The sequence below is a fragment of the Pseudoalteromonas byunsanensis genome, assembly GCF_001854475.1.
In the GTDB taxonomy this organism is placed as follows: Bacteria; Pseudomonadota; Gammaproteobacteria; order Enterobacterales; family Alteromonadaceae; genus Pseudoalteromonas; species Pseudoalteromonas byunsanensis.
Genome location: NZ_MNAN01000034.1, coordinates 280,396 through 296,899, shown reverse-complemented (window position 1 = coordinate 296,899; position 16,504 = coordinate 280,396). Strand labels below are relative to the sequence as shown.

Here is a 16,504-nt window from a genome sequence, read left to right as displayed (position 1 = left end):
ATTTTGGTACTTAAGATACGATTGTTAATCGGTTCTAGCGTTTGGTGTAAGCGAAACGTCATTACTTTGATCGTTCGAAGTTTTTCCTAAATCGGATGTGTAATTGCATCGCTTGCAAACGAATATATAAACAACTTATTCCAAGGATTGATTCTCACCCCACATTAAAATAACCTACCGAGCCGCAGCCAAATCTAGTGGCACATTTATCGCAGACGCGTGGCGCATACTGAACAGACGGGTGGCACATTTTGTGTGGAACTACGGCGCATTGTGTGTGGATTTTCCAATATATTGCTAAAACTTTCACGAACTTTATCACAATGAGGTGAAAGGGCTATAAAGTTGAGTAAGAATTCAGGCCTCATTGTGTACTCTGTACCATGAGTATTTACAATGCCCTTTGTTAGTTTTAAAACTCTAGTTTGATTTGTCATCCACCATGTTCTATGACCCACCTCTGAAACACTTTTGACTTCCCCTTCTTTACGGCGCATTCCGTAAACACCATGTACTTGTAAAGATGTGTTGTACGCAAGGCTATCATTCTCTTTTATACCCTCATTGATTAAGTTTGTAGCGAGCTCCTCAACTCTCTCTAGGTCACAGATTTCTTCAAGTTCTCGACTAGTTTCTTTGTACCCACCAATGTAACCTGTGTGTTGATAATATATGTACAGTGGTAGTCGGTCTGCTACCTGTCATCATTTTAATCGGCGCTACCTGTACAGGTCTGGCGAGATACATAAGGCGCCTTAAATGGCATCTACAGGACTAACAAAAACAACAAAGGAAACTGGTATGAACAAGCGAACTCCCTCCCTCTGTGAACCTCAAAAACAGCATGGACAAGTACAGGATATGGAATCCGTGGTAATGGCATTTACCACTCGGGCACAGCGCCATCCTGACAAAACCGCCCTGATTGATGGCACACAGGAAATCAGCTATCAGTCATTATTAAGCCGTGCAGAGGCAATAGCCGCTAAACTGGCAAAGAGTGGTATTCAGAGCGGTGAATTGGTAGGCGTGTGTATGGAACGCAGCTGGGAGCTGGTGGCAACCTTGCTGGGGGTGCTCAGAGCGGGGTGCGCTTATGTGCCGCTGGATCCGGCCTATCCGCATGCGCGGATTGACTATATGTTGGCGCACAGCAAAGCTGCCGCGGTTATTGTTGATGGCAGCGCGTCGGGTGAGTTATGTCAAAGAGTGAGTACACACATTTTGCTGGCTGACTTGGACGATGATCCGAAGTTTCTTTCAGACCCTGAATGTGATCCACAGGCATTGGCCTATGTGATTTACACCTCCGGGTCGAGCGGTGAGCCAAAAGGTGTGGCAATAACACACTCTAATGTGCTGGCGATGTGCACTGCTATGGGGGCGCTGCTTTCAGAAGAAGAGTTGAGTGGGGTTCTCGCTGCCACGTCGGTGTGTTTTGACCCATCAGTGATGGAGATCATCGGTACTTTATTGCTCGGTGGTACGGTGCTCCTGGCAAGAAATATTTTGACATTACCTAGTCTACCGAACCTAGCACGTGTTCGGACTTGTATTGCTGTGCCCTCGGCCATGCGGGCATTACTCAGTGGATATATCTTACCAAATACGCTGCGCTGTCTGGTCTTCGGTGGCGAGGTACTCAGTCCCGCACTGGTAAAACAAGTGTATATGCAGCAGCCGGACCTGCGCGTTATCAATGTCTATGGCCCGACTGAAGACACGGTATTTTCGACGGCTGTGGAGGTTGGGTTTGATATGGAGGAAGTCACCATTGGTCGACCCGTTGCTAACACCCGCGCTTACCTGCTTGATGAAGCCTTACAGCCGGTATCGGCGGGCGAAACGGGGGAGCTGTATCTTGCGGGAGACAAGCTGGCTGCGGGTTATTTGTTTGATACACCCCGTACAGATGCACGCTTTGTGATGCCTATACCAGGCAGTGGCATTGCGGAGTCGCGTTTATATAAAACCGGCGACCTATGTCAGTGGAGCGACAATGGCGAACTGTGTTTTATCTCCCGTGCTGATCAACAAGTCAAAATCCGTGGCTTTCGTATCGAATTGGAAGAAATCGAAGCCGTGCTGAGTAAAATACCGGGTATCGCGGCGGCGGCCGTGAACGTGTTGCAGGGCACTTACGCGCAGGCCAGATTACAAGCCTGTATTGTCTGTCAGCAAGAAGAAACCTTGAGCCCAGATGTGATTTTATCATTCGTGGCTCGTTATCTGCCAAATCATATGGTCCCTCACAGTGTCTGTTTTCTTGATTCATTGCCTTACTTACCTAACGGCAAGCTGGATCGCACCAGCCTTCCAAGTGTATCGGCACAACCACAGCCGCTTAGAGCTAGCAAGGTAGCCGACTCGGAGCAGGCACTTGTTGAACGTATCTGTTATGAACTGAGCACCTTGTTGGGCCACGTAACAGAAGGCTTGGATTTACAAACTTTTGAGCAGGCGGGGCTGGATTCATTAACTACGCTGGAGTTGAGTAATCGCCTGAGTAAGGTGCTTGAATTGAACTGCTCCGTGCAGGCCATTTATCAGTTTAATACACCCCAACGTCTGGCCCGGTATCTTCAGAGGTTGCGTGTAAATACGTCATTACCAATGTGTGTTGAGCCGTTACGCGATACCTTAGGAGAGCTGTACAAACAGTTACGCGCTAGTCACCCGACCTTTGCGCTGGCCAAAGCCCCATGCTGGTCGGCCGCTGATAAAAGTAAGCTGGTGTGGGCAGCCACTCAGATGGTCAGCAAGCGTCGAGCCAATCCCTACAGCAAAGTCCTGCGTAACGGCAGTGGCACGCGTGGCACTGTGGCAGATGCTTATCACAATGATGCGCGAGAGGCGATTATTTGGACCACCAACTTGTATCTTGGTCTTAACCGGGATCCCGCTGTGGTTGCAGCTGCGCGTGAAGCTGTTTCTGAATTTGGCACTGGTATGGGCACCTCTGCAGCCGCGTCCGGGTTAACCGACTTGCATCTGGCGTTTGAACAACAATTTGCCACTTTGGTGGGGAAACCCGCCGCCTGCTTGTTCCCCACCGGCTATACCGCCAACGTCGGTGCGGTTGCGGGGTTACTGGGTGAAAACGATGTGGTGGTAATCGATCAGTTGTGCCATGCCTCCATTGTTGATGGTGCCCGCTTATGCGGTGCCAAAGTTCGCACCTTTAAGCACAACGATGTCGATGATCTCGCTTGTGTGCTTGAGAGCGAAAGCTCCCCCTACCGAACGGTGTTGGTCATTATCGAGGGCGTTTACAGCATGGGTGAAGGAGCGGCTCCTGTGGCAGAAATTGTTCGCACCGCTAAGTGTTATCAGGCACTGGTTCTGGTTGATGAAGCACACTCATTCGGGTTTTATGGTGAGCGTGGGGCCGGGATCTGCGCTGCACAGGGGGTAAGCGACGAGGTCGACTTTATTATGACCACGCTGAGCAAATCACTCGGCAGTCTGGGCGGCGTTGTCGCCACGAGCACTGAGTATGTTGACTTGCTTAAAGCTTCAGCCAGAGCTTATATTTTTCAAGCTTCCGTGAGTCCTGCAGACATTGCAGCGGCGCTGGCCGCGCTGCAACGTCTTAGTCAGGATAAGTCACTGCGTGAGAGGCTCTGGGACACGGCCCGATATATGCGGGCGCAATTTAGTGCAGCTGGCTTTGAGTTGGGCAGTGGTGATGGACCGATAGTCACGCCCCATTTTGGTGATAAGGATAGACTGTTTGCGATTGTGCAGCGTTTGTATGAAAAAGGCGTTCAGGCCTCCGCCGTGACTTATCCAATCGTTGAAAGTGGCCGTGGCAGATTACGTTTTATCTGTTCGGCAGCCCATACAAAGGAGGATGTAGATACAACGCTGGTGGTATTAAAAGAAGCGGTCCAGGAAGTTGAAACAGAGTTTGCCAGTTTATCCACCGACAAAGCAAAAGATTTACCCTGTGCCTGTGTGTCAGCCAACTGGTGGAGCGGCTTTACTGCGTATCTTGAAAAGTGGGTAAAGGCACAGTCTGCAAAGGTACCTGAGCTACAGTTGGTGGTGAGCACACCAAGCGGTAGTCGGGCTTTGTGCGTGTCTCACAATACCGTGGAAACAGGCATACAGGACGAGACAAGCTTGCCGATGTGCCATATCCATTGCCGCAGCGCGGATGCTGTTACGGCATTCACCATGGGAGATGTGCAGTCGCTGCTGCAGTGCATTTGTGATGGTGAATGCGAATTGAGTGGCCAAAGCGAGGTCTTCATGTGGTTGATGAGTCGTTTACATACTTTGCCCAGTGGGTTAAAGCAGCTCACGGAGATTCCTGAAGCTGTCGATACTTTGTCATAAAAATGCAATATATTTATACAGTTGCAATGCTAGGGCAGTGGGCAATTGCTTAATTATGGACGCCCATTCCAGTATGTATGCTGGAGTAGGTGTCCATACTTCTCATGAGTGGTTGACGTGGAAGTGGTTTGGCGTTGGTTAACGTGAATGGTTAACGTGGACATCCACTCAAATTTGCACTCGGTTTTTCACAATCAAATCAGGTTTTTAAGCTTAAGGGATGAACGATGTGTAGTGTCCTTCTTTGTTTTTAAAAGCAGGCCTAGGAAGCCTGCTTTTCTGGTCTATTGTTAATCTACACTGCTTTGATAAATCGCTTGAACTTGATAGCCCGTAAGTGCTGCAGGGTATATTAAAAACTCATCAAGGATGCCGTTAAAAGGAATGCTCACATTAGTGTTATTGTTATGCCTTCTTGCTCCTAACAGTAGGTCAGTGTTGCTTGATAACACATTGTTTGAGGTGTGATAGTCAATAAATTGCCCATCTAGGTACAATGAATGTTCGCCATTTTGATTCACTAAAGTTGCTAAGTGCCACTTATCATCATTAACGGATATATGGCTGTTAAGTGTGTCATCACCTACTTTGCTATACAGCTTTTTATCAACGGAACCAACGTACAAATAGTATTGCACCAATTCGTTGTATGACTTGACCTTTGAAACAAGGGCACCACTTTGTGATGTTTTAAACCAAATGGATACCGTAAAATCGTCAAGAGCAGGATTAAAATCAAAAGCATTATCTTGACCTAACGTGACGTATCTTGTTTGTTGGTCAAACCACAGCGCGCCATTTTCAACCCCTTCCTCAATCCATTGGGGTTGATTTATCAATGTGCCCAGGACGGGTGCTGAAGCTGAGTTGTATGCGGTTGACCCCGACGTTTCGTCAAGCTTTAACTCTACGTTTTGCTGTGCAAGTACTGGGGGGTGATATTCTTTCAGGTAGGCAGATTCAATCGCACCATGATCCATGCTCAACCCTTGCGCTTGAAAAAATGAGCCTAAAGGGTGGCTGTGAATCGCTTCTAGATCTTCAGCTATTGATTTTACTCGCTGGTACACCTCAAGGTCAGTTGTTCTGTCGATAGCGTCGCTTTTTGCAGTCAGTCTAAAGTCTGGCCACTGGGGTTTAATCCCAAAGGAGTGATCATCTAATGGGTAGTTTGCAAATAATACTTGCCCATTTATACCACTTTGCTCCCAGCCATTGGTGATCTGATGCATACTCGGATAGTGTTCATTGGCAACCAAATCGCGGTATATGTACACATCACCGGGTTTATGTACACCGCCTGCGCTGCTAGAACGCCAGCCATTTTGTTCATAAAAGTTGTGATCTACCATGAAGTTGCCGTAATCGGCGTTGCCACCATCACGTAAAATGCCATAAGCTTCGTTATTGATAAGAATATTGTTGAGTATTCGGGTGTATTGACTGTTTACGTCATCTTCCCAGTCCGATAAGTAAACGCCATAAAGCGAATTGGCAGCGATGTTGTGCATGAGAACAATATCGCCCATTTCATAGGCGCCAGCAAAAGAAAACCCAGCAAGCGCATTGTTATAGGCGATGTTCCGATATACATGAATACCGGCGGCCATATCTATATATAACCCATAACCACCCATACCTTTGATATCACTTTGTATTCCGCCAGAAAAACCTTCACGTTGCTCGGCGATATATGTCCAACCAATCACATTACTGAATTGGTTGTTGATCACCAGCGTATCGCGAAACACATGAGACGGCTCACCAGGTTCTCCCCAAAACTTGAGTCCACCACAATCAGCCGTTAATTGACACGTTTGCTCAAAGCGGTTATTTGCTATGAGCAAGTCTCCTGTTTTTATAGCGTCTTTAGGGATATTGGTTGTTAAGTCCGACTCAATATGCGCACGTGCGAATAAGACACCGTTGTGGGCGATATGATGCACATAGTTATTGATAAACTTGATTTTATCGGCTTTATTGAAAGTAGCGCCATTGCCCCCTTCTTTTGAATTAGAGGCACGAAATCCAACGTGATGGAATTCGTTGTTTTCTATGTTTAAGTCACTTATTCCAGCATGAGTATAATTACCATCCCAGCGATAGTTGGTTTTCATAAACTGGCTATCAATAAATCCGATGTTGGAATTCTTAAGAGTAAATTGGGTAATGGCACTGTGGGTTTCACCATTACTGTGGTTATATAGGTAGATACCGTAATCCGCAAAGTTAATTTTTAAGTTATTTAAAGTAATACCTGTTGAAAAGCGTGGAGCAGTAGATTCTAGTAACACTGCACTGTGGTTAAAATAGGTCAATGACAGGCCATCGAAAATAACATGGGAGCGACTACCAATGTCACCGCCATGAGCTAATTTAATTCCAAAATCACGTACCGATAGTTCTAAATTGAGAGCATTTGGATCCGTATTGTCAGGTGGTGAAAAATACAGCTTTTGCGATACTTTATCAAACCACCATTCGCCGGGGGCATTAAGTAACTTAGGTAAGTTTTCTATGTAATAAGCGCTACCCCAGCCAAGTCCAGCACCTTTATTTGCTGTTTCGCAGCCATTAGTATTGTTAGTTATACCGCAATCTTCTGCGACCATTATTCTGGTTTCGTTGATTGATGGTTCAGACACAATTTGGGTGCGATACAAGTCATGGCCAAGTTTGTTAGTTAACGCAACAAGTGTTGCACCGCTTAAATCTCCAAGAGTAGGGAAGTGCACTGTATCTGTTAGCAGACGCCTAGAACGATTGTTTTCATCGCAGTCTTTTTTATCTTCACATTGTGGTGACGTTGGTAGTTCACTGCCAGTTGCTTCTTTCTCTCCGCCATTGGCGTGCCACCAGTTTTTTGCGTATTGCCAGTCATTTTCTGCTTCATGACCAACAACATAGGATGTTTCCCAGTTTGGCTCTCGGGCGATTGGATAACGTGTATATAGCGCGTCAGAGAACGGGGCATGTCGCATTAAAAATAATGGCGAGTCACTGAGTTTATAACTTGATATATCGGCGTAATACAAAGAAGGAGCATTTGGAAATCTTTTTAGTGTTTCTCTATCCGTTACTGGCTGCCAATTTTTGATAACTTCTGAGCCTAATAGTGACACCGTATTCGGGCCGTACTCAGCCTTATAAAGCACAGGCTTCGTAGCGGTACCGCTTAATGATGGCGTGATAGTTTCTCTATAAATACCAGGCAGAATATGTACGGTTGTGCCTGGTCCGGCTCTATTTGCGGCTTCTTGAATTGTACAAAACGGCGAATTTTCGGATAGCCCTGAACCGCTAACGCAGCGCTTACTGTATGTTTTATTATTAACCCAAAGGTCTGTGACCGATGCTACTTGAAACTTTACGTCATCGATCAAGAGGTTGCCGCTTGGCGCTGGAGTATTGTACTTATCACTCAATTGGCCCACATATACTCTGTCGCCATACTGTTCGCAATGAGTCACATTGTTTGACCTGTAACTGTTGCCATTGACATTCAGTTCTACGTAGTCATTTGCTTTGTATGAAATGGCAATATCACTCCAACTTGTGTTTGCAATATCAACAAAAGACCCATATGCCGTGTCACACGAGCCAGTTACATTACTTTGCCAAGTAAGTTGTAATTTAAAGCCTCCTTGGCTATCGCCCGACAACCTTAAAGACCAAAGGTTGTACTCGTTGGCGCCTTTGAGTGTTGCTATGCTAATTGCGCTGGGAATATCACTGTTATTAGGGTTTAGGCTAAAGCGTAGTGTCGCTTCATCAATGTCGGTGACGAGGTTCTTCTTAGACAGGTAGGCTGCATAAGTACCCAGTTGTGTGTTCATGCTTTCTTGTGATAAGTCAATTCTGTGCTGATTTGCTCGCTCCCAGTCGTTAAAGCCGTTAGAGAATTGCTCATCAATAATATTCCAAGGTTCATTGGCTTGGACCGATGTAGCGCACAGCGTTAAAGGTAGCAAGCTAAAGCACAGTACTTTTAACAAAGTTACCCTATGTTTACTGTTGTTGTGTTTTAACATAAAAATGTCCTTTTGTTGGTGTTGTGCATAACAGACCGAAGCAAACATTAAGAACTTTCTGAAAAAGTTCAAAAAATACTCAGTAAGACAGGTGTGGGGTGGTATTAACATATTTTTTAAAATTGAAATACGGTGGAGAAAAAGACTGAGTTGCTATATTGCAAAGCGTTTGTCTAGCAGCAGACTTTAGTGCGTCTTATGAGGTGATTGAGCGAGAATATGTGTTTAAAAATTCATATTGATCAATTGTTTGGTTTTTTTGCTAGGTTCTTAACTGGGAATTAAAGGAGCATGGGACTATGTGGACACTCAACCTAACGTCATCCAAATTACAGGGATAGTTGCGAATGAAAGCATATCATTTAAAGGGATATCGTTTGATAATATAAGCGAAGTTGCGAACTGTTGTGCTGGATTTTGAGTGCCCCATTTAAAGGTGGGCATCCACGTATTTTCTGGCAGATTTAGCTGCGGTGGTTTTGTGAGGTGTTAAATAGCTATGATGATGGCGGGTTTAACAAGAGTATATCGAGACGAAAAAGCCGGGTTGTTCGATGGTGACTTTACGCCTTACTTAACCTCCTTGCGATGTTTTTTTTAATCACACTGGTCGAATGACCTGTATAAAATGTGTATTGGTCCCATTATTATTGACAATATAAAGCCGCAAACATATTTTGCCTAGCTTTTAGGCCGTAGTTGGCTTTTAATTGTGTGAGAATGCATGTCTTTCGTAAAGCAAAGTTTGCTCGTCGCTGGTGTTATGCTGCTATCGGCATGTTCAGGTTCTGGCGATGATGTATCTGAGGATAAAGTTTTATCGTCAGAAAATAAGTTAAAGGTAACAGCAGAAGTAGTAGGAGCAGGTGCATCGCTGCAAACGCATGAACAACAAGTAGAGCAAGGAAAATCGGCTAGTTTTACTTTATCAATACAATCGGGATATCAAGTAACTCAGATCCAAGGGTGTAATGCTCAACTAAATACACAGGGGAAAGTCTTAGCTTCTAATATTCAGCACAGTTGTCACATTAAAATTTATACTCAAGTAACCAACACTCAGGCAAACAACATTACTGTAACGAGCCTAATTGCAGGGTATGGTCGTTTAGTCGGAGTACCTGAAACGGTTGAACAGGGACAAAGTTTTACAGTAACCGCTGAACCGCAGACAGATCAAAAGCTAACTGACCTCACAGGCTGCGCGGGCGAGCGCTTAGGTGACACTCTCACGGTTAAAAATTTATCCGCCAGCTGCGAGATCACAGCAAAATTTGAGTCGCAATACGCTCAACCTACTTTGTTACCAGAGCGTATTCGCTTACCTGTTGTGGTACATGTTATGGAAAATGGTCAGTTTACGTTATCTGATGAGCAGATCCGTTCACAGATAGTGGCTACAAACGAACATTTTAGAGCAATGAACCGCCAAGAACTGAGTACTTTATCTCAAGAGCATCAACGCGTTGCTGCAGACACTGGTATTCAGTTTTATCTAGCAACTACAGCACCAGATGGGAGTGAAACCTCAGGGGTCAATCGTGTGGTGGTTGGTGACGGTATGGGGCCAGCTTCGCCGGGGCTTGCAAACTCGAATAAAGGCGGAATTGATGCCTGGGACACGACACGCTATATCAATATTTGGGTAGGAGAAGATAGAGATCGTCACGGCAAAATAGTTTTGCTTGGCCAGTCGTTTATACCTGGTGATGCGCCAGATAATGAAATTGGTATTGCGGTTGAATATGGCGTTTTTGGTACTCTAGGCAAGCTTGCTGACGGTTATACTCAAGGCAAAACCGTGTCACATGAATTAGGGCATTTCTTTGGGTTAATCGGCCATATTAATGAAGGAGCTGAAGATGGTCATCGCTTTTTACCGTGTGCAGATCAGTTCATTGTATCGAACTGCATCAACAGCGAACTGCAAGAAAACTTTATGCGTGCGAGAGTGCGCGATGCGCAACTGAAGTTTTTCTCGATTAGTCAGGCAAATTTAATGCGCTCTTCTTTATATAAAGGTGCTTTGCACGCACTTTATCAGAATAACTTAACACGTCAGTAATATATCGGCGTTTACATCTGTCCATACAGCAAGTCGCTTATCTAAAGCTGAGGTTAATTTGTAACAGACCTACTTTAGCTTATGATAAGCGCGACTGATTTGAATTTATTTTGCCTCTACACTTTCCATGAAGCTTGAGAGCGAGCTTGAATAATTTATAAGCCGCAGAAAAACCTTGCTGCCTTTTGCTCTTGTCAATATACAGATAGGAGATTTCTAAAACTAGATGCCTGTTTTACTAATGATAATAATGTATAAATTAGTATTCGATATTATCGCAATAATCAATCTAATACCGGCTAATACAACTCTATTTAGAGAGGTAGGGTTTAATATTCGCTAATTACATAAACTTGAATTCAGTTGAAAGTTAGGTGAGGATTATTTTAAGGGCGGTATAAAATGGCTATTAAATTTTATTTTTATTATTTTCACTGTTAATGAGTGTGTTTTTTGTTTCGTCTCTTAGATTGAAGTAAATGTTAAAATTTGGTTTGTTATATTTTGTGTTTAATTTATTACAAATTTTTACTTTATATTTTAACTTTGGGGATGTACGTTAGTTTTGTCTAAAAAACAGACGAAAACAAAAAGGAATTAAAAATGAAAAAAGGTATTTTTCTATTATCATCACTTCTTTTAAGTAACTATGCATTGGCTATAAGTAATGACCTCCCCAGTCACTGTGAATATGGGCGACAAACGCACTATGACGTAAGTTATGAAGAAGTAGCAAGTGCGATTGAGGATGGTTTAAAAACCTATGCTAATCCGTATGACTTCAACTCATGGAAGGACTTTTATGATAGCATGTCTAACTTGCTAGACAGCTTTGATTATTTAAGGATTGAAACTACTAAGCACGTTTTACAAGGTTCTAGCTTTAGAGCAAAGGGAAATTTGTTTGATCGCTATGCCTATGTGCACTTTCATAACTCTGAGAAGGGCTTCATTGGTAAAGATAAGTCGAATTTGGATGCAAACTCTTATTTAAACATGTCTTTTGATAAAACCTATGGTTATGGACTTGTTTGGATCACTAGGGATAACTTGTGCTCAGCTGAGGGGGTTTGGGTGCAAAAAAATCCGACAGCATCGAAAAGAAGTGCAAGTGTATCAGGGCAAACCTTTAGTGCGAGTGTAAGCTACGCAGTCGATAAATACTCAAAAGCAGCTAAAGACAATAATACTCCAGTTAAAGTCACCTTTATTTTACGCAGTGATTTATATGGCACTCGAAGTTATAAAAGTACCACAAGTACTGCAAATAGTGGTGTAGCCAATATTACAATGAAAGCTCATGCAGGTGGCGGCGTATATGATCTGTCGGCTATAGTATATGACGGAAATTATGGTAAGAGTGTTCAATTGGGTTCTTTCATTGCTAGCGGAGATAGAGAGCCGCCTTGTAGAGAATGTCAGCCTAATTAATTTTGAAGTTAGATTGTAATAATAATCCGGCATCTCAATGATGTCGGGTTTTTAAAGTAAATATATTGTCATTATAATATTGTTTGATTTCAGTTTTTATTTTAAATATCCTCCCTCCCCATAGTAATTTTTGTTTTTTAGGTGTAGGCATAATCAGTTTTGGATCTCCTATTATTAATTGATAAAAATAGGCCAGCTATTACGTGATATTACTCAGAATATAAATGTTTAACTTAAATTGGCCATTACCTTACCGACTTGCTGCTCGCTCGACACTACTCGTTACACCTCAATGACATTGAAGAAGCTTTAGGAGGGAGGGCTACTAGTGTCAGTTTGCCACTCTTTTAGCTCTGTCACCGGCACTTAGGAGGCTTTATTGGTCTGTTCAGTATAGTTGTTTACAGTATCGCAGGGTTTATGTCCGTTGTTTTGGCTTTGAATGGTGGTTACTTAAGGTAGAGTAGACCAAAGCGCTTGTATCTACTTAGTCGTGTTCAGTGGCTATACATTACGTGTAGCCACATTTGCCTAAAAGCGTAATTAATTATTTAATTAAACAGTTAATTCGAGTAAGTAATTCAGATGGTGGAGTCTCTCTTACATCATTTAAATATTCTTCAAAAGGTGGAAAGTCAGCTAACTCCACCTGATTGTTTGGCAACCAATGACCAAACAACCAATCGTAGGGTTTCTCCAATTCGGTATAGTCTCCCTTAAACAGCACGCTAACAGCTTTACCTTTTGGTAGTTCGATGAACTGGATCTCGGGTGCAGGTAAGTCTATGTCGGTACTACTAACACTTAAACATGCCATAGAGCGAAGTTCCTCTTTGGCGACCGTTTTTGGATCATCGTAGTAAATACCAAACGAGCGGCTACGTTCATCAACAAGTCCTGCGCTACCTGCTAACATGAGTAGTTTTTCAAAAGCTTGACCGATTTGCATATAATCCCCTTGATGAGGCAAAGCAATTAAGGTCATAGCTTCGTTTTCAATTTGTTCAACGGTATACATGGTTGTGTACTCCTTTAAGTGAGATGGATAAAACACAGCATGTTCGAGCTGTTTACAGGTGCGGTGCTTTTTATAGTGATTGGGGGTTTCACCATAATGCTTGGTAAAAGCTCGATTAAATGCTTCTACGCTGTTATACCGTACTTGTTTTGCAATATCAGCTTGACTCAAATTACTGTGCAGTAACAATGTTGCCGCTTTAAACAAACGCATTCTTCTAACGGTGGTATTGATGGTCTCACCTGTAAACTCACGGTAGATCCTGTGAAAGTGATAGGCTGACATATTCGCCAAATCTGCAAGCGTGTTCACATCGAGATCTCTATTTAAATGCTCATAAACATAGTCGATAACTTTCAGTAGTCTTTGTCTGTAGATATGTTTCGTTGTGCTTTTGAGTGTCATATTTAGATCCTTTGAGCATACTCATCGTTAAAGTCTGGGCAGTATACAACCAAAAACGTTGTTCGTTTATGGGGCAACGGGAAACACTGTAGCGCAGGTATCATTGATAATGTTTGCGAACTTTGACTCGCTGGCAAGGAAGGTGGCAAAACGCTGGATGTGCTCAAACGCTCATTTTTGGGTGGAGCATGCCCTGAAAACCCCTTTTATTTCATTACTTAAAGATTGAATATGGTTCTTGCATTGCGCCTTGTCCAGCGCCAGCGAAGCATCTTCAAGTTGTTGCAAGTAATAGGCACACCGTTCAGCACCAATGGCTTTGGCGGAAGTTTTTAAATAGTGTGCTTCATCTTTTATTTGCTTGAATTGTTGTTCTCGATAAAAGCTCGCTATTTTTTGTAAGCTACTTTTGGCTTGCTGTAAAAACTGTTGACGAAAGTTGTTAATTTCGCTCTCATCATCGCCTAAAAGTTCATGCATAACTTGTTCATTGAGTACTTGTAATCTATCTAAGTTACTAATGTCCATACCATTTCTCGATTGTATTTTTAAACTTATCAAGTGTTACAGGCTTGCTGATGAAATCAGACATTCCAACGGATAGGCAAAACTCTTGATCGCCTTTCATGGCGGCACCTGTGACTGCGATGATTGGAATAGGGGATTGCGCGTTTTTGTTTTCGTCAGACCTGATCTTCTTGGTCAATTCGAAGCCATCCATTCTTGGCATGTGGCAGTCGGTTAAAACGAGAGCATAGTCGCCGTTTTTCCACATTTTAAGGCCTTGAAGCCCGTCTGATGCCAGTTCACATTGGTAGCCTAAGCGAGATAGCTGTTTAACCATGAGTTTTTGATTAAATTCGTTATCTTCAACAATTAGAATTGGTAGATTGTCTGTTTGTGAGAGCGTTTTTGATTGGCTATGGCTTTGCGAACAGAGGCCTAAATCAAAGTCTAAATCTACCTCAAAGTCATCTTCGTTGAGTTGCGCCGATAATTGGCCGTCTATATTTTTCAAGCGTAGTAGGTACTTATGTAGAGTGAAAAATGTCAAAGTGTTTAGGTCGAGCATCAAAGCATTGCTAAATCGTTCTTTAACTTGCTCAAACATACTTAAACTATAGATTATCAGTAATCTGCCTGCGGGCAGAGAACTTGAGTCTATGGCATGAATATCATCACGATGGGTAATAACTATGATATTTAGCTCATCATCTTTGTTATCGGCATTTGTTATTTGTTTTAGTGGCACCTGATTTATGGTTCCGATATACATTTGGAGTTTTTGGGTTAAATACTCAAGTTTGTTATCACACTTTATGTGATGATAAATATTGGCTGATGAAAAGATTGTTTCTTGGTTTCTAGGTTTGAAGTTCCAAATTGGAATGCTAACAATAAACTCGCTGCCTTTACCCAATTCACTGTTTACTATTATTTCTCCACCCATCAACTCGATTAATCGACCACAGATAGCTAGACCAAGACCGGTTCCGCCAAATCGCCTTGTTGTGCTTTTGTCCGCTTGAGTAAATGGTGTGAAGAGCCTTTTCAACGTATCGTTGTCAATGCCGATACCATCATCTTTAACAGACAGTGTAAGCTTGTTGACTAGACGGTTTATTTGTTCGCAAGTGACATCGATCGTTACATGTCCTGATTGATTATTGCCATTAACACTGAATTTAATAGCATTACTCACTAGGTTAAATAAAACTTGTCTTATGCGGTTTTCATCACCATTTAGTTGTTCAGGAATATCGAACGATTCGAATAAGCTGAGCTTCACACCTTTTTGCTGTGCGATTGGGCCAAATATAACAACAATGTTATTGAGCATGTCCGAAACATCAAAGTCATGACAGTCTAGTTCAAGCTTACCAGCTTCAATTTTATTAATGTCTAAAATATCATTGAGGATAGAAACTAGATTATTGGCTGCTATTGCTGCGGTGTCGAGTAGTTCCTGTTCTTCGAAGCTATTATCCTGATGTGTTAGTAAGTCAAGCGCACCAATTATGGCGTTCATTGGTGTGCGTAATTCATGACTCATCATGGATAAGAATTCTGATTTGGATTGGCTTGCCATTTCGGCGTGCTTAACTGCCTGATTGAGCTCTTCAGTGCGGGATTTTACTTTGGCCTCTAATAGTAGGTTGGACTCTTCAAGGCGCATACGTGCTTCATAAATGGATGTGTGGTCAATGATCACGCCATCAAGGCACCGAGTTTGAGTTTGTTTGTTGTAACTTACCACTCCTTTTGCGTAAATATATAAAGCGCTGCCATCTTTCAATACACAGCGATATTCTTTCTCAAAGTTTTCTTTGCTTTTTATTGAATGTTCGATAGCTTTTTTTATTTCTTGGGCGTCTTTGGAATGAATAAAGCTGATCCACTTTTCAAGGTCACCATAATTTTGATCTAGCGGTTCATGTAACAATTTACACGTTTGCTCATCCCACCTAACAAACCACTGGTCTCCAACTCTGGTAGCGCTCCAAGTTCCAATTCTTCCACCTTCAAGTGCACGTTTACGACTTTCATTTTGTTCATGAAGTTTGCAATTGAGAACTTGCGAGTAAATATCTCTTTTTATAAAACCTTTTAATATAACCTTATCAGTATCGTCTTGAACACCTTGGCAAATCAGTTGCAAAGGGGTTGAGTCCATACTGTGCGCTGTTTTTATGGATAGGTTAAAAGGCTTTTTGTCTTTGTCCGCTTTGTTAAAGGTACTTAAAAGGGTCCCTCTATCGTTTACGTCAATAGACTGTATCAATATATCTAAAGGAACCGCGGTTTTTTCCGTTAATGCGAGTAATGCTGCACAGGTATTTGAAAACTGAAATGTATGTTCTTGAGCATTGTACATCCAGCTGCCGATCACTTGTTCTTGTGGTTCAATTTGTTCGTAGGTTTTTAAAGGGATGGTACTTGTAATTAAAAATAGAAAGCGATTGTGCTCTTGGGGAAGAACAATGACTTCAACTTGAAGCGTTTTTATGGTTAGCGTAATTTTGTTGTGTGTCCAACTATTAAGTAGGGCCAATGACGGCTTTTCAGGAAAGTCAAAGCAGCGTTCAATAGGTGCGTTCTTCACTTCTTCAACTTGTAGCATTAGTTGGTTTAGTGCGGCATCATTTAGGTCCAGTATGGTTAGATCATCACTAACAAGCAAAGCTGGTGTTTTAGTTATCTCTAGTTTCATAT

The 16,504-nt window shown here is 42.7% G+C and carries 7 protein-coding genes; 3 read left to right on the top strand and 4 right to left on the bottom strand.

Translation table 11 applies throughout. The features are described from left to right. The first annotated feature begins 759 nt into the window (after positions 1-759). Positions 760-4,341, top strand: coding sequence for an amino acid adenylation domain-containing protein (locus tag BIW53_RS15605; RefSeq protein WP_342671982.1), 3,582 nt, complete (start codon positions 760-762; stop codon positions 4,339-4,341). A 290-nt stretch (positions 4,342-4,631) separates the two neighbouring features. On the opposite strand, the gene BIW53_RS15600 is transcribed toward BIW53_RS15605, so the two are convergent. Next, on the bottom strand, positions 4,632-8,372 hold the full coding sequence (locus BIW53_RS15600) for a LamG-like jellyroll fold domain-containing protein (protein ID WP_070992962.1): 3,741 nt from the start codon (positions 8,370-8,372) through the stop codon (positions 4,632-4,634). A gap of 724 nt (positions 8,373-9,096) precedes the next feature. Here BIW53_RS15600 and BIW53_RS15595 point away from each other — a divergent pair. Both BIW53_RS15595 and BIW53_RS15590 read left to right on the top strand, forming a co-directional pair. Then, on the top strand, positions 9,097-10,437 hold the full coding sequence (locus BIW53_RS15595; RefSeq protein WP_070992961.1) for a M43 family zinc metalloprotease: 1,341 nt from the start codon (positions 9,097-9,099) through the stop codon (positions 10,435-10,437). A 603-nt stretch (positions 10,438-11,040) separates the two neighbouring features. Then, on the top strand, positions 11,041-11,868 hold the full coding sequence (locus BIW53_RS15590; protein ID WP_070992960.1) for a hypothetical protein: 828 nt from the start codon (positions 11,041-11,043) through the stop codon (positions 11,866-11,868). Between the two features lie 547 nt (positions 11,869-12,415). On the opposite strand, the gene BIW53_RS15585 is transcribed toward BIW53_RS15590, so the two are convergent. The 3 genes from BIW53_RS15585 to BIW53_RS15575 form a co-directional block, all read right to left on the bottom strand. Beyond that, entirely contained in the window at positions 12,416-13,291 is an 876-nt protein-coding gene (locus BIW53_RS15585; protein ID WP_070992959.1) for an AraC family transcriptional regulator, read from the bottom strand. Between the two features lie 171 nt (positions 13,292-13,462). After that, entirely contained in the window at positions 13,463-13,819 is a 357-nt protein-coding gene (locus BIW53_RS15580; protein ID WP_070992958.1) for an Hpt domain-containing protein, read from the bottom strand. After that, positions 13,809-16,502: a PAS domain-containing hybrid sensor histidine kinase/response regulator gene (locus BIW53_RS15575; protein ID WP_070992957.1), complete on the bottom strand. Its 2,694-nt coding sequence runs from the start codon at positions 16,500-16,502 to the stop codon at positions 13,809-13,811. Before BIW53_RS15575 ends, BIW53_RS15580 begins: the two co-directional genes overlap by 11 nt. Between the last annotated feature and the right edge of the window lie 2 nt (positions 16,503-16,504).

What these genes read in the sequence shown, in the direction of transcription:
- BIW53_RS15580 (WP_070992958.1), bottom strand. Translation starts at nt 13,819, where the DNA reads ATGGACATTAGTAACTTAGATAGATTACAAGTACTCAATGAACAAGTT.
- BIW53_RS15590 (WP_070992960.1), top strand. Translation starts at nt 11,041, where the DNA reads ATGAAAAAAGGTATTTTTCTATTATCATCACTTCTTTTAAGTAACTAT.
- BIW53_RS15585 (WP_070992959.1), bottom strand. Translation starts at nt 13,291, where the DNA reads ATGACACTCAAAAGCACAACGAAACATATCTACAGACAAAGACTACTG.
- BIW53_RS15595 (WP_070992961.1), top strand. Translation starts at nt 9,097, where the DNA reads ATGTCTTTCGTAAAGCAAAGTTTGCTCGTCGCTGGTGTTATGCTGCTA.
- BIW53_RS15605 (WP_342671982.1), top strand. Translation starts at nt 760, where the DNA reads ATGGCATCTACAGGACTAACAAAAACAACAAAGGAAACTGGTATGAAC.
- BIW53_RS15575 (WP_070992957.1), bottom strand. Translation starts at nt 16,502, where the DNA reads ATGAAACTAGAGATAACTAAAACACCAGCTTTGCTTGTTAGTGATGAT.
- BIW53_RS15600 (WP_070992962.1), bottom strand. Translation starts at nt 8,372, where the DNA reads ATGTTAAAACACAACAACAGTAAACATAGGGTAACTTTGTTAAAAGTA.